Origin of the sequence: Novosphingobium piscinae (assembly GCF_014230355.1) — a bacterium.
Lineage (GTDB): Bacteria > Pseudomonadota > Alphaproteobacteria > Sphingomonadales > Sphingomonadaceae > Novosphingobium > Novosphingobium piscinae.
Genome location: NZ_JACLAX010000006.1, coordinates 130,213 through 142,753, shown reverse-complemented (window position 1 = coordinate 142,753; position 12,541 = coordinate 130,213). Strand labels below are relative to the sequence as shown.

Genomic DNA, 12,541 nt, shown 5'->3' with positions numbered 1-12,541 from the left:
GCATGGCGTTCCGACTGCTGCCCCCCCGCATGGCCATCCTGGCGCCGCTGCTCGCCGCGGCCGGGTGCGTCGCGCCGACCGGCCCGGTCGAGGTGACGCGCTTCCACCTGCCCGATACCACGATGCTCGGCCGTGGGCCGGTAGCGATCGTGCCCGCCTCGGGAATGGACCCCGCTTCGCTTGAACTGCGCGCCTTTGCCGGCGCGGTCGGGCGTGAGCTGCAGCGGCTGGGCTACCGCGAGGTCGGCGCGGCCGAGGCGGCGCAGGTCGCCGAGGTACGGTTCGAGCGGCATACCGCACAGCCGGAACGCCAGACCGGCCCGGTCAGCGTGGGGGTCGGCGGCAGCACCGGCTCGTTCGGCTCCGGGGTCGGCGTGGGGCTGGGCTTCAACCTGTCGGGCCGGCCCAAGCCCCAGACCGAGACGCGGCTGGGGGTGATGATCCGCGAAAAGGGCTCGGGCCGGGTGGTCTGGGAAGGACGCGCCAGCTTCAGCGTGCGCGCGGATTCGCCGTTGGCCACCACCGAGCTGGGCGCCGCCCAGCTGGCCGCGGGGCTGTTCCGCGATTTCCCCGGGCGCTCGGGCGAGACGGTACTGGTCAAGCCGACGCCCTGACCGCATGAAGCGGCGCATGAGCGACATCACGATCCATGCGCAATTCGATTCGGGCAATATCGAGGTCCTGGCGATCACCGGCACCGAGGCCCGGCTGACGATCCGCCGCGACCACCGGTCCGAATTCTTCCAGTGGTTCCATTTCCGCGTCAGTGGTGCCGCCGGGCGCGAGGTGACGCTGCGGCTGACCGGGCTGAACGCCAGCGCCTATCCCGGCGGCTGGCCGGGCTATCGCGCCGCCGTGTCCGAGGACCGCGAACACTGGGGCCGTGCCGCGACCGCGTGGGACAAGGAGGCCGATGGCGGCACCCTGACGATCCGCTACCAGCCCGCGGGCGACCTGGCCTGGTTCGCCTATTTCGCGCCCTATTCGCTCGAGCGCCACGACGACCTGATCGCCACCATGGCCCAGGCCGAAGGGGTCACCTCCCGCTGCCTCGGCACCACGCTGGACGGGCGCGCGATCGACTGCCTCGAGCTGGGCGAAGGCGAGACCCAGGTCTGGCTCTATGCCCGCCAGCATCCCGGCGAGACGATGGCCGAATGGTGGATGGAGGGCGCGCTCGACCGGCTGACCGACCCGGCCGATCCCTGGGCGCGGCTGCTGCGCCAGCGCTGCCGGTTCCACGTGGTTCCCAACATGAACCCCGATGGTTCGTTCAGGGGTCACCTGCGAACCAATGCGGTAGGCGTGAACCTCAACCGCGAATGGCACGCTCCCACCCCCGAGCGCTCGCCCGAGGTCCTGGCCGTGCTGCGCGCGATGGACCAGAGCGGGGTCCATGTCGCCATGGACGTCCACGGCGACGAGGCGATTCCGGCCGCCTTCATCGCCGGCTTCCACGGCATCCCCGCCTGGACCGAGGCGCAGGGCACCGGCTATGACCGCTACCGCGCGATCCTCGAGCGGCGCTCGCCCGACTTCCAGACCCGCCTCGGCTATCCCACCGCCCGCCCTGGCAGCGCCAATCTGACGATGAGCACCAACCAGCTCGCCCAGCGCTTCGGCCCCAGCCACGGCTGCGTCGCCTTCACGCTGGAAATGCCGTTCAAGGACAACGACGATCTGCCCGATACCGCCCAGGGCTGGAGCCCGGAACGCTCGATCCAGCTCGGCCGCGACTGCATCGCCGCGCTCGGGGAATGGCTGGCCGAGCGGGGGTGAGCGGCGACGGCGTGGGCAGCGAGCCGGCACCTTTGTCCTTAGCCGTACGCGTCATTGCCCGTAACGGGTCTGGCCGGGCACCGCGCGGTCGGCAGCTGGCCTGTCACGACACCACCGCTGCCGGCGGCCCGGCTCCCACCCTTCACAGCCGGCGCTGACGCAAACGGCATCCGCGGGTGTTCCTTCGCCGCCGGCGCTGGACGCCTGGAACTGGCATCAACGGCCCTGTCGACACCGATGGCTGCCCTGCGCTCGATCAACCCCGCCAGCCCAGCGAGACGAAGACGTTGCGCGGCAGGCCAGGATCGAAGCCGCCCCCGCCACCCGGACGAACCCTGCCAGCATAAGTTTCGTCGAGCAGGTTGTTGATTCCCGCGCCGATCGAGAAGCCGCCGGCAATTGGCCATTCGACGGATGCATCAAGCACTTGATAGCCCGGCAAGGCAAAATCGGCGACGTTATTGTCGGATCCCTGCTGATCACCCACCGAGGTGAAGGTCAGGGCCGCACGGGCACCGTTGCGGCCGAGGTAAGCCAGCGTCGAACGCAAGAGATGGTTTGGCGCATACTGCGGCGTTGCACCATGCACGACGCCGTTGGTGAAGGTGGCATCCAGCAGCTGCAGGTTGGTCGACAGGCGCAGCGTGTCGCCGCCCCCGGCGAGCCCGTCCGGTCCCAGCAGGTCGAACCGCACCGCAAGATCGATGCCCTGATTGCGCATGGTGCCGACATTTTGTCGCCGCGCACCGCCAGCCCCAACCGCATTGAACAGCGGCGTCGTCGGAAGCGGGCCGGCGAGGAAGCCGATCTGGTCTTCGAAGGTGATGCGGAACAGGCTTGCATCGATCCGCAGGGGCGGGGCTGGCCTGAACTGCACCCCGGTCTCGAGGCTGAACGCGAAAGACGCCTCGAACGTGCCCGCCACATCCACCCCGGTCTGAAACGTCACGCCATCGTTATACAGCAGCGGTTTGAACCCGCGGCTGGCATTGGCCACGAAGCGCAGCGATTCTCCGGCGTCCCACGTCACCCCGATTCCGAACAGCGGCACGGTATCGACGTTCTCGCGATGACCGAGCGCCCCGTTGGGCGCGCCGGGCGTGCCGCTGGTGACACTGCCGAGCAGCAGATCCAGCGTTTCCACAACGCGCTGGCGCAGGCGTTCCACCCTGAAGCCTGGAACGATCTGCACATCGCCAAAACCAAACTTGATCTCGCCGAAAATCGCGGTGGCATGACCGCTGCGTGAAACGCGAGACACCGCTCCACCGAGCCCGGCAAGGTCAGCGCTGCTTAGGCCCTTGTCGACGAGCACAGGCGCGTCCGAGGTATGGCCGAAAGCGCCCAAGGTCAGGGCATGCTGGCCCTGTCCGCCGAATTCGCGCCGCACACGCAGGTCGATCCCGGCGGTGTCGAAAGCCTGCAACTGGCGGACCAGGACATTCGCAGTTGGCGTAACCTGGCCAAAGCTGCCCCCGGCCTGCCGCCAGCTTTCGCGCTCGAAGCGGCTGTAGAACGCGCGTGCCGTCAACTCCGTCTGGTCGTCCACCTCCCAGTCCAGCGCGAGCGTGGGTGCGAAACGCTCGATCCTCAGTCGGTCGAACGCAGTGGACACGGCCCGTCGGTCGGCGGCGAGGCGAGCGCGAGATAGTCCGCCGGGTTCGCCAAACCGGCCCTGATAGTAATCGAGCGCCAAGGTCAGGGTCATGGCATCGCTGACATAGTGGCCACGCAGCCGGCCGGTGAACTGTTCCTGATCACTGTTGGTGCGGCGCGGGCCATTGCCTGCGGCATATTGCACAAAGCCATCGGCCGCGAAGCGCCCGTCGGACACCGCGAGATTGGCGAGCGCCTGCCGGGCATCCCAGCTGCCGAGCGTGACACGCGCCTGGCCTTCGGCCCCGGCTGGCTTGCGAGGCCCGCGCATCACATAGTTGATCGCCCCGCCCGGCTGCGGTCCATAAAGCAGGCCCGACGCACCCCGAATGAACTCGACCCGCTCGACCAGTTCGAACGGTGGGATGAAGTAGGCCGCGGGATAGGAATACATGTCGGGTACGGCCGGGATCGCGTCCTGCAAGGTCAGCAGGTTCCAGCTTTCGTGGGGCTCCCCCAGTCCGCGATAGGACAGCGAAGCCCACGAGCCATTGGACACCTCCGAGACCAGAAGGCCCGGAATGTCAGCCAGCGCCAGACGCAGGTTCCGCCCCGCCACCGGCGGCACGTCGGACAGGACCGCAATGTCGCCGAGCTTGCCTGCGAAGATCATCGTGCCGGCTTCATCGGGCAACCGGTCGGTTTCACGACGCGCGGTCACGATGATCGACGTTGCCTGATTGGCATGCGCAGCGGCGTGCTTGTCAGGCTCCTCAGGGAGCGCGGGCATGAGGGAACCCTCGGCTGCCCAGCCGGGAGTCGCCGCAGAAATCAGCAGGCCAGCAAGCAAAATGCGCGCAGCAAGGAAAGAGGACGGCATGGCAGCTCCACAGCCCGGCAAACTCGCGACGCGTTTTCTGCTATTGCAAATCAATGTCAACAATTGCCGCCCACGGACATGAAATGTCAGGGTCAGGCAAGGTTCGGCCAAAATCTCCCGGGTTGGATCAATCACAGGACTGGCCGCAGGGCGAGCGGACTTCCCTCGGCCCCGCGCCGAACGGTGGAGGCGCCGCGACCACCTTCAACGGTGGAATGGAGCATGCCAATCGGGGAAAAGCGGCACCCGCTAGTCAAACCTGTCCAGGCGCTCTGGGCTGCGCGCAGCCGCTGGGTGAATGGCTGGCCGAGCAAGGGTGAGCGGCGGGCCGCCCTGCGGGACGACCACCTGAGCCTATCCGCTATCCCCGCGCAAGATGGCGCCCTGGGCTGCGGCTGGCCATGCCTGCCAGCCGGTATTACGAATCCCGATGTCGATACGCATGGCAGACTTCACCACCCGTTAGCGGAACGGAATTAGAGCCCCACCCGAGGAACGGTGGTGGGCCGATCTTTTTGAAATTTCGGACGTTCGCGCATGTTCAAACGGAAGGCCGCTGAGCTATCGAAATTCGATGATGCACTCCTGCAGCTGGTGAAGAACACACAGGCGATCATCCAGTTTCTGCCGGATGGAACGGTTCTGGAGGCCAATGAGGCCTTTTGCAGCGTGGTGGAATACAACCTTGCCGAGATCCGGGGTCGGCATCATAGCCTGTTCTGCACGCCTGAGCTTGCCAAGAGTGCCGAGTACGCGCAGTTCTGGTCCGATCTCCGGGCCGGCAAGAGCTTTACCGCGCGCTATCCCCGCATCACCAAGTCCGGCGAGGAGATCTGGATCCAGGCGACCTATGGCCCGACCCTGGACGCCCGGGGCAAGGTCGAACGGATCGTCAAGATCGCCACCGATGTCACCCCTTTCCGCAGGGCCAGGAATACCGTCCTGGCGGCCATGCAGGCGCTTGAGGACGGCCGGCTCGACCAGAAGGTTCCCCACACCGACGTCGAGGAATTCGACGCGATCGGCGCGGCCTTCAATGCCGCGGTCGGCAAGCTCGCCGCGATGATCGCCGAAGTGTGCACGACGGTGGTAGGGGTTCAGGACGGTTCCGACGAAATCCGCGCTGCATCAGAGGATCTGGCCCGGCGCAACGAGCAGCAGGCCGCCAGCCTCGAGGAAACCGCCGCCTCGATCGGACAGACCGTCGGTCTCACCCGCCATGCCGCCGAAAGCGCCGGCGTTGCCCGAGCGGCGATCGTGCAGACTCATGCGCGGGCCACGGAAGGCGGCGCCGTGGTCGGTCGGGCGGTGGCGGCGATGAGCGCGATCGAACAATCGGCGAAGGAGATCACCCAGATCATCAATGTCATCGACGGGATCGCGTTCCAGACCAACCTCCTCGCCCTCAATGCGGGCGTTGAGGCTGCGCGCGCGGGCGACGCGGGCAAGGGCTTCGCCGTGGTCGCCAACGAGGTCCGGGCGCTCGCCCAGCGCTCGGCCGATGCGGCGCGAGACATCAAGGCGCTGATCGAGAAGTCGACCGCGCACGTGGGCGATGGGGTCGGCCTGGTGGGCGAGACCGGAACCCTGCTCACCGAGATCGTCGACCAGGTCGGTGCGGTGACCAAGCAGGTCAACGATATCGCGGAGACGACTGCGGCGCAGAGTGCCAATCTGGAGCAGGTCAATTCGGCGGTCACCTCGATCGACAGGATGACGCAGCAGAACGCCGCGATGGTCGAGCAGTCGACCGCCGCGACCCGCGTCCTGTCAAACCAGGCGCAGCGGCTCGGCGAACTGGTCGCGCAGTTCCGGGTGAGCGGGGCAAGGAGCGCGCCGGGTCTTGCCGCGTCGGCCCCGGCCCGTCCCGCGCTGGCCCGTCCCGCCCTGGCCCATTCCGCAGCCCACAGGCCAGCCGCGCGAGTGCCGGCTTCCCGCGCCCCGGTTGCGGCGCGTCCCCTGCCCGTCAGCGGCAACCTGGCCCGTTCAGCCCCCAGCGACCCGGACGACTGGAGCGCCTTCTAAGGCCGCCACCGATCCGAGTGCATCGGCCCGGCTGCGCGCGGTACAGGCGTTGGTGTGGTTCGACCCGAGCAGGACCGACTCTAGCCCAGGTTCGCAGGCCCAAAGGCGTGCGGCAGCAAAGCGGACAGGCGCAGCTCGAGCACGCTGCGCTCCCCCACGCACCAGATCACCGGGTCGGTCCCGCCCAGTTGGGCCAGTTCGTTGAGCACCTGGCGGCAGCGACCACAGGGGGTGACCGGAGCCGCGCCGGGCGTCGCCGCGCCGTCCTCGCCGGGCGTGCCTCCGATCACCGCGACAGCCAGCAACCCGCCGCGCACCCCGGCATTCATCACCTGCGCCACCGCGCTGGTCTCGGCACAGAGGGCAAGGCCGTAGCTGGCGTTCTCGACGTTGGCGCCAGTCGCCACCGAGCCATCGGCGAAGGCCAGAGCGGCGCCGACGTGGAAGCCCGAATAGGGGGCATAGGCCCGCGTCGAGGCTTCGCGGGCGGCGGCGATCAGGGCGGCCTGGTCGATGGTCATCGGGTCCTCACTTCTCCACCACCACCCAGCGCAGCGGCTCCTCCGCGGCATCGGTGACGAAGTAGGTGTTAGCCGTCCACAGCGTCCACGGCCGGGCGGTGTATTCGGGCTCGAAACGTTCGCCGCTGACCCACAGGTTGCGGTCGATCGCCATGGCGACGTGGTAACGCGCCTCGAACCGGCGCGAGACCTTGAGCATCACCGCCTTGCCGGTGTGGGTCTCGATCTGGTTGAGGAAGGTCATCAGCTCGCTTTCGACCTTGGCATCGCTGACCTTGACCGGGCAATCGTCGGCGAGCCGGTCGAGATCGACCGCCGGAGGCAGCATCCTGGCGTCGCGCGGGATCACGGTGACGAAGTTGGCCGCCTGGCGCTCGGCCGGCTGGCAGGGATCGTACAGATGCACCGCGCCGACCTGCAGCCCGGCGGCGCGCGCGTCCTCGAGGTTCTTCACGAAGGCCGGATCGCGTGCGAAAGCGCTGGCGCTGGCATCGAGATAGGCGAAATCGGCGCCGACCGCCTTGATCGCGGGCCAGTCGACCGCCCCCTCGATCGTGCCCACCTCGACCCCCTGGACCGGATAGGCCCCGCGATCGGGCGTCCAATGGCGCAGGTGCCACCAGCCCCACACTCCGCCAAGCAGACCCGCCAGCAGCAGGATCGCGGCAAACCGCAGGCGCCATTGGGTGCCGCCGGCGGCGTAGCCTCTCCTCCTCGCCATGATGCGGTCGCGATCCTGTCCTGTGTCCGGTGTGCGGTCTGCTGCGCGGCGCTCCGGCGCGGCCCGCCGGCTCCTGATCTTCAACCCCTGATATGCAGCACGCAAATCAGGGTAAAGAGCCGGCGCGCCGTGGCAAAGTCAGTTTCCACTTTACCTTCGAGCCGTTCGAGCAGCAGTTCGGCCGCCTCGTTGTGGATGCCGCGCCGGGCCATGTCGATAGTCTCGATCTCGGCCGCAGTGGCCTTGCGCACGGCCTGGTAGTAGCTGTCGCAGATCGCGAAGTAGTCCCGGATGTGGCGCCGGAACCGCCCCATGCCCAGGACCAGCGTCTCCAGCTCCTGTCCGGCATCGTCGGCGATCTCCAGCTGCAGCCGCCCGTCGTGCACGGCCAGCCGCACCCGGTAGGGCCCCTGGTGCCCGGCGGCGAAGGCGCGGGCCGGCTTGAAGCTGTTGTCCTCGATCAGGTCGAACATGGCGACCCGGCGCTCCTGCTCGATATCGGCATTGCGCGCGAGGATCGTGTCCTCGTCGAGTTCGATATGCGAGATGCGTGGGTCCGCCATGAGGCCGGCAGCTTTTGCAAATGCTGCGACGCACCGCAAGGCGCTTTGAAATCCACATGCTGTGGAATAATTCCCGGCCGGTCCCACCTTGCGACGCCCGGCCGGACAGCGCATCACGCAGCACTTGATGGCCGACAACCTCCTGATCACCCCGCTCGACGCGCCGCACGCCCCTCCGCCGGGCGCCAGCGGCCGCACCCTGCCCGCCAACGTCGAGGCCGAAGCCGCCTTCCTCGGCGCCGTGCTGATCGACAACCGGGTGATCGAGGAACTCAACACCCCGCTCAAGGCCGACCATTTCTTCGAGCCGGTCCATGCCCGCATCTACGAGCGGGTCGTCCAGCTGCTCGACCGCAAGGCGGTGGTCACCCCGGTCACGCTGAAGCCCTATTTCGAGGCCGACGAATCGCTGCGCGCGCTGGGCGGGGTAACCTATCTCGCGCGGCTCACCGCCGACGGTCAGGGCCTGCTCGCCCCGCGCGAGCTGGCCGCGCAGATCTATGACCTCGCGCTGCTGCGCGAGCTGGTCTCGGTCGGGCGCAATCTCGTCGAGGCCGCGCTCGACACGTCGGAGAGCGTCGAGCCGCTGCAGCAGATCGAGCTGGCCGAGGCGGCGCTTTACAAGGTGGCCGAAGGCGCCTCGACCGGGAACGAAACCAAGGAGTTCGCCACCGCGACCAAGACCGCGCTGGGCATGATCGAGCAGGCGCTGCTGTCGGGCGGGCATGTCTCGGGCAAGACCACCGGGCTCACCTCGGTGAACGAGAAGGTCGGCGGGCTGCACGATTCGGACCTGATCATCCTGGCCGGACGACCGGGCATGGGGAAAACCTCGCTCGCCACCAACATCGCCTTCAACGCCGCCGACCGGCTGCGCCGCGACCGGCTGGACGGCATCGCCGACGACAAGTCGGTGGGCGCGGCCACCGCCTTCTTCAGCCTGGAAATGAGCGCCGACCAGCTGGCCACGCGCATCCTGGCCGAACAGTCGGGGATCAGCTCGGAAGCGCTGCGCATGGGCAAGATCAGCCGCGAGGACTTCCAGTCGCTGTCCTTCGCCAGCCAGCGCCTGGCCGAACTGCCGCTGTACATCGACGATACCCCGGCGCTGACCATCGCCGCGCTGCGCGCCCGTGCCCGGCGGCTGAAGCGGCGCCATGGCCTGGGGCTGATCGTGGTCGACTATCTCCAGCTGCTGCAGGGTACGGGCCGCGCCAACGACAACCGTGTCAACGAGATCTCGGAGATCTCGCGCGGCCTGAAGACGCTGGCCAAGGAGCTGTCGGTCCCGGTGATCGCGCTGTCGCAGCTCAGCCGCGCGGTGGAACAGCGCGAGGACAAGCGCCCGCAGCTCTCGGACCTGCGCGAATCGGGCTCGATCGAGCAGGACGCCGACATGGTCTGGTTCGTCTACCGCGAGGACTACTATGTCGCCGCCAAGGAGCCCAAGCGCCCGGTGGAAGGCGACGATGCCAAGACCCACGAGGCCCACGGCGCCTGGGCGGCCGAGATGGAGCGCGTCTATGGTCTGGCCGAGCTGATCATCGCCAAGCAGCGCCACGGCGCCACCGGCAAGGTGCGCCTGCGCTTCGAGCCGCGCATCACCCGCTTCAGCGACCTGGCCGACGATGCGCTGGGCGGCCACAGCTACGACGATTGAGCGAGGGGACCGGCGCGCCCGGTCACCACAGTCGGTTCACGGCGAATCCATCGAACAAGGTCTCGTTTGAGACCAGGATCAGATCCTCAGCTTGAGCCTGGGCGATCAGCAAGCGGTCGAACGGGTCCTTGTGTGCGATGGCCATGGCGCCCGCCAGGGCGGCGTGGCGGACAGTGATCGACAGTTCGGCAAAACCCTGGCTCGCCAGGATCGCTTCGAAATCCCGGGCGAGCAGCTCGGCCGAGGGCAGCACGCCAAGACGAACCTTGGTGGCGACTTCCATGGCCGAGGCCGCGCTGACCAGCACGGCGTTGCCCTCGTCGGCAATAGCCTCCCGCGCCTTGCGCCCGAGCGCCTGATCCCCGGCAAGCCACCAGATCAGGGCATAGGTATCGAGCAGCAACCTCAACCGAGGGTCCAGCCCGCGAGTTCCTCCTCCGGCAGGGGATCGGCAAATCCGGGATCGAGCGCGATCTGCCCCTTCAGCGCCCCGAAGCGCCGGCGACCGACCGGCTCGACCGGGACGAGCCGAACCGCCGGGACCTTGCCCCGCGCGATCACCACCTCGCCGCCCGCCAGAGCATCCGCGATCAGCTTGGACAGGTTGGTCTTGGCCTCATGAACTGAAAACTGAGCCATCGCGCGTCTCCTTAGCTATGAAGGTAGCTAACTTGCAACCAGCCGGCCAGGTCGCAGCCCGATTTCCTTGACTTTCCCCCCTGCCCGGCCTAGGCGCCGGGGTTTCCAGCAGTGTCTGCCTTATCGGAGTGCCCCATGGCGCGCGTTACCGTTGAAGATTGCGTCGACAAGGTCCCCAACCGCTTCGACCTCGTCCTGCTTGCGGCCCAGCGGGCCCGCGAGATTTCGGGCGGCGCCGAGCTGACGATCGACCGTGACCGCGACAAGAACCCGGTGGTCGCGCTGCGCGAGATCGCAGAGGAGACCGTGCGGCCGACCGTGCTGAAGGAAAGCGTGATCTCCTCGCTCCAGCGCGTCCTCCCCGAGGACGACGACGAGGTCGACGAGATCGGCTCGCTCAGCCAGCAGGCCGAAGCACTGCGGATCACCGCGGCGGCGCCGGTGCGCAACACCTCGCTGGGCGGCGACTACGACGGCTGAGCCGGTCGCAGGACCACGCCAAAAGGCCCCGGTGCGCATCGCACCGGGGCCTTTTGCTTTGCCGGAGCCGCGCGTAGGATGGCGCTGCAACAGGGGGCATCATGGCGGACTGGCAGCAGGCGGTGGGGGATCTCGGACAGGCGGGGCTGACCGCCGCCGCGATCGAGCGTGAGGCGCACGGTGGCGGTGGCCCGGCGGCCGGCGGCGATGGCCACACCCACGAAAACGCCTGCCTGAACTGCGGCACCGCCCTGGTCGGACCGCATTGCCACCAGTGCGGGCAGCATGCCCATGTCCACCGCACGCTGGGCGCCTTCTTCCACGATCTGCTGCACGGCGTGTTCCACTTCGAGGGACGCATCTGGCGCACCCTGCCGCTGCTGGTGTTCCGCCCGGGGCAGCTGACCCGCCGCTATATCGACGGGCAGCGCGCGCGGTTCATCTCGCCGCTGGCGCTGTTCCTGTTCTGCGTCTTCGTGATGTTCACCAGCTTCCACATGGTGGCGGGCGAGATGGAGGTCGATCCGCGCCAGCTGGTCCAGAGCAGCTCGCCCGCTGACCGCGCCAGGGCGCTGCGCGAGGCGGAGACCAAGCTGGCCCAGCTGGAGACCCGCCGCGCCGTGCTGGTTGCGCAGGGCAAGCCGACCGACGCGGTCGACCGCGAACTCAACGGCGCGCGGATGGCCGTCGGGATCATCCGCGACATGCAGGACACCCCGCCCCGGGCTGGGCAGGCGCCAGCCACGCCGCGAGGCGAAACGGCGCGGGAGCAAGGCGCAGGCGGCCTCCTGTTCGGCGACAAGGGCGCGGGGATCACCAGCGACGTTCCGCAGATCCAGCACGCGATCGACGCGTTCAAGACCAACCCGACGCTGGTGCTCTACAAGCTGCAGAGCAACGCCTACAAGTTCAGCTGGGCGCTGATCCCGCTGTCAGTCCCGTTCCTGTGGCTGCTGTTCCCGTTCAGCCGGCGCTTCCACCTTTATGACCACACGGTGTTCGTCACCTATTCGCTGTGCATGATGACGCTGCTGTCGGTGGTCATCCTGCTGGTCAGCCAGGTCCAGTCCGAACCCTGGGTGCCGCTGCTGCTGCTAGTGCCCCCGGTCCACATGTATGCCCAGCTCAAGGGCACCTATGGCGGATCATGGCCGATGACTCTGCTGCGCACCTTCGCGCTGTCGATCGTCTCGATCTTCAGCCTGACCCTGTTCGGGATGCTGATCCTGGCCCAGACCGGCGCGGGCTGAGCGCAGCCGCCCACCCGGGCCAGCGGAAGCGTCAGCGGCAGGGCCAGGTCCGGACGAACAGGTCGGCCACGGCCATCGACAGGGTGGTGCGTTCGCGCGCGGGGGCCGGATAGCTCTCGAGATGGGCGAGGAACTGGTCGCTGCCGATCTTGACCTTGGCCGGCGGGCACGAGCTGGGCCGCCCGGCGGCCCGTTCCTGCGCCAGCCGCGCGCGGTATTCGGCGCCGGCGGCTGCGCCCAGGTCACGCAGCGCCTTGAGTTCGGGCGAGAACAGCGCAGCAAAGCCCTTGGCCTTCAGCGCCGAGGTGCGGGCGAGGAAAGCCGCGACGGTAACCGGAGCCTGGCCCACCGCCGGAACCGCCGTCCCGGCCGCAGCCAGGGCACCGGCGATCCATGCGGCCCGCCAGGGACCCAGCAGCACCGGCCG

At 68.2% G+C, this 12,541-nt stretch carries 13 protein-coding genes; 6 read left to right on the top strand and 7 right to left on the bottom strand.

What is annotated here, in order from left to right:
• Positions 1–2: 2 nt before the first annotated feature.
• Both H7F53_RS08065 and H7F53_RS08060 read left to right on the top strand, forming a co-directional pair.
• The gene (locus H7F53_RS08065; protein WP_185678982.1) at positions 3–614 is read left to right on the top strand and encodes a DUF4136 domain-containing protein; all 612 of its coding nucleotides are present in this window, start codon (positions 3–5) and stop codon (positions 612–614) included.
• A gap of 16 nt (positions 615–630) precedes the next feature.
• On the top strand, positions 631–1,779 hold the full coding sequence (locus H7F53_RS08060; protein ID WP_185678981.1) for a M14 family metallopeptidase: 1,149 nt from the start codon (positions 631–633) through the stop codon (positions 1,777–1,779).
• 256 nt (positions 1,780–2,035) lie between these two features.
• Here H7F53_RS08060 and H7F53_RS08055 read toward each other — a convergent pair whose 3' ends face one another.
• Entirely contained in the window at positions 2,036–4,255 is a 2,220-nt protein-coding gene (locus H7F53_RS08055) for a TonB-dependent receptor family protein (RefSeq protein WP_185678980.1), read from the bottom strand.
• 594 nt (positions 4,256–4,849) lie between these two features.
• Between H7F53_RS08055 and H7F53_RS08050 the strand changes: the two genes are divergently transcribed.
• Positions 4,850–6,280, top strand: a complete 1,431-nt coding sequence (locus H7F53_RS08050; protein ID WP_185678979.1) for a methyl-accepting chemotaxis protein — start codon at positions 4,850–4,852, stop codon at positions 6,278–6,280.
• 80 nt (positions 6,281–6,360) lie between these two features.
• Here H7F53_RS08050 and H7F53_RS08045 read toward each other — a convergent pair whose 3' ends face one another.
• The 3 genes from H7F53_RS08045 to H7F53_RS08035 form a co-directional block, all read right to left on the bottom strand.
• Positions 6,361–6,801: a cytidine deaminase gene (locus tag H7F53_RS08045; protein WP_185678978.1), complete on the bottom strand. Its 441-nt coding sequence runs from the start codon at positions 6,799–6,801 to the stop codon at positions 6,361–6,363.
• Between the two features lie 7 nt (positions 6,802–6,808).
• Entirely contained in the window at positions 6,809–7,522 is a 714-nt protein-coding gene (locus tag H7F53_RS08040) for a glycoside hydrolase family 25 protein (RefSeq protein WP_185678977.1), read from the bottom strand.
• Positions 7,523–7,602: 80 nt separating this feature from the next.
• Positions 7,603–8,085, bottom strand: coding sequence for a UPF0262 family protein (locus H7F53_RS08035; protein ID WP_185678976.1), 483 nt, complete (start codon positions 8,083–8,085; stop codon positions 7,603–7,605).
• Positions 8,086–8,212: 127 nt separating this feature from the next.
• On the opposite strand from H7F53_RS08035, the gene H7F53_RS08030 reads away from it, so the two are divergent.
• Positions 8,213–9,745, top strand: coding sequence for a replicative DNA helicase (locus H7F53_RS08030; RefSeq protein ID WP_185678975.1), 1,533 nt, complete (start codon positions 8,213–8,215; stop codon positions 9,743–9,745).
• Between the two features lie 22 nt (positions 9,746–9,767).
• Here H7F53_RS08030 and H7F53_RS08025 read toward each other — a convergent pair whose 3' ends face one another.
• Both H7F53_RS08025 and H7F53_RS08020 read right to left on the bottom strand, forming a co-directional pair.
• Positions 9,768–10,148, bottom strand: coding sequence for a type II toxin-antitoxin system VapC family toxin (locus H7F53_RS08025; RefSeq protein WP_246438757.1), 381 nt, complete (start codon positions 10,146–10,148; stop codon positions 9,768–9,770).
• A gap of 2 nt (positions 10,149–10,150) precedes the next feature.
• Positions 10,151–10,384, bottom strand: coding sequence for a type II toxin-antitoxin system Phd/YefM family antitoxin (locus tag H7F53_RS08020; protein ID WP_185678973.1), 234 nt, complete (start codon positions 10,382–10,384; stop codon positions 10,151–10,153).
• A 135-nt stretch (positions 10,385–10,519) separates the two neighbouring features.
• On the opposite strand from H7F53_RS08020, the gene rpoZ reads away from it, so the two are divergent.
• Both rpoZ and H7F53_RS08010 read left to right on the top strand, forming a co-directional pair.
• Entirely contained in the window at positions 10,520–10,864 is a 345-nt protein-coding gene (gene rpoZ, locus H7F53_RS08015) for a DNA-directed RNA polymerase subunit omega (RefSeq protein ID WP_185678972.1), read from the top strand.
• A gap of 101 nt (positions 10,865–10,965) precedes the next feature.
• Entirely contained in the window at positions 10,966–12,114 is a 1,149-nt protein-coding gene (locus H7F53_RS08010; protein WP_185678971.1) for a DUF3667 domain-containing protein, read from the top strand.
• Between the two features lie 31 nt (positions 12,115–12,145).
• Here the strand turns inward: H7F53_RS08010 and H7F53_RS08005 are convergent, their stop codons facing one another.
• Positions 12,146–12,535: a hypothetical protein gene (locus H7F53_RS08005; RefSeq protein WP_343061983.1), complete on the bottom strand. Its 390-nt coding sequence runs from the start codon at positions 12,533–12,535 to the stop codon at positions 12,146–12,148.
• Between the last annotated feature and the right edge of the window lie 6 nt (positions 12,536–12,541).

What these genes read in the sequence shown, in the direction of transcription:
- H7F53_RS08065 (WP_185678982.1), top strand. Translation starts at nt 3, where the DNA reads ATGGCGTTCCGACTGCTGCCCCCCCGCATGGCCATCCTGGCGCCGCTG.
- H7F53_RS08060 (WP_185678981.1), top strand. Translation starts at nt 631, where the DNA reads ATGAGCGACATCACGATCCATGCGCAATTCGATTCGGGCAATATCGAG.
- H7F53_RS08055 (WP_185678980.1), bottom strand. Translation starts at nt 4,255, where the DNA reads ATGCCGTCCTCTTTCCTTGCTGCGCGCATTTTGCTTGCTGGCCTGCTG.
- H7F53_RS08045 (WP_185678978.1), bottom strand. Translation starts at nt 6,801, where the DNA reads ATGACCATCGACCAGGCCGCCCTGATCGCCGCCGCCCGCGAAGCCTCG.
- H7F53_RS08040 (WP_185678977.1), bottom strand. Translation starts at nt 7,522, where the DNA reads ATGGCGAGGAGGAGAGGCTACGCCGCCGGCGGCACCCAATGGCGCCTG.
- H7F53_RS08035 (WP_185678976.1), bottom strand. Translation starts at nt 8,085, where the DNA reads ATGGCGGACCCACGCATCTCGCATATCGAACTCGACGAGGACACGATC.
- H7F53_RS08030 (WP_185678975.1), top strand. Translation starts at nt 8,213, where the DNA reads ATGGCCGACAACCTCCTGATCACCCCGCTCGACGCGCCGCACGCCCCT.
- H7F53_RS08020 (WP_185678973.1), bottom strand. Translation starts at nt 10,384, where the DNA reads ATGGCTCAGTTTTCAGTTCATGAGGCCAAGACCAACCTGTCCAAGCTG.
- rpoZ (WP_185678972.1), top strand. Translation starts at nt 10,520, where the DNA reads ATGGCGCGCGTTACCGTTGAAGATTGCGTCGACAAGGTCCCCAACCGC.
- H7F53_RS08010 (WP_185678971.1), top strand. Translation starts at nt 10,966, where the DNA reads ATGGCGGACTGGCAGCAGGCGGTGGGGGATCTCGGACAGGCGGGGCTG.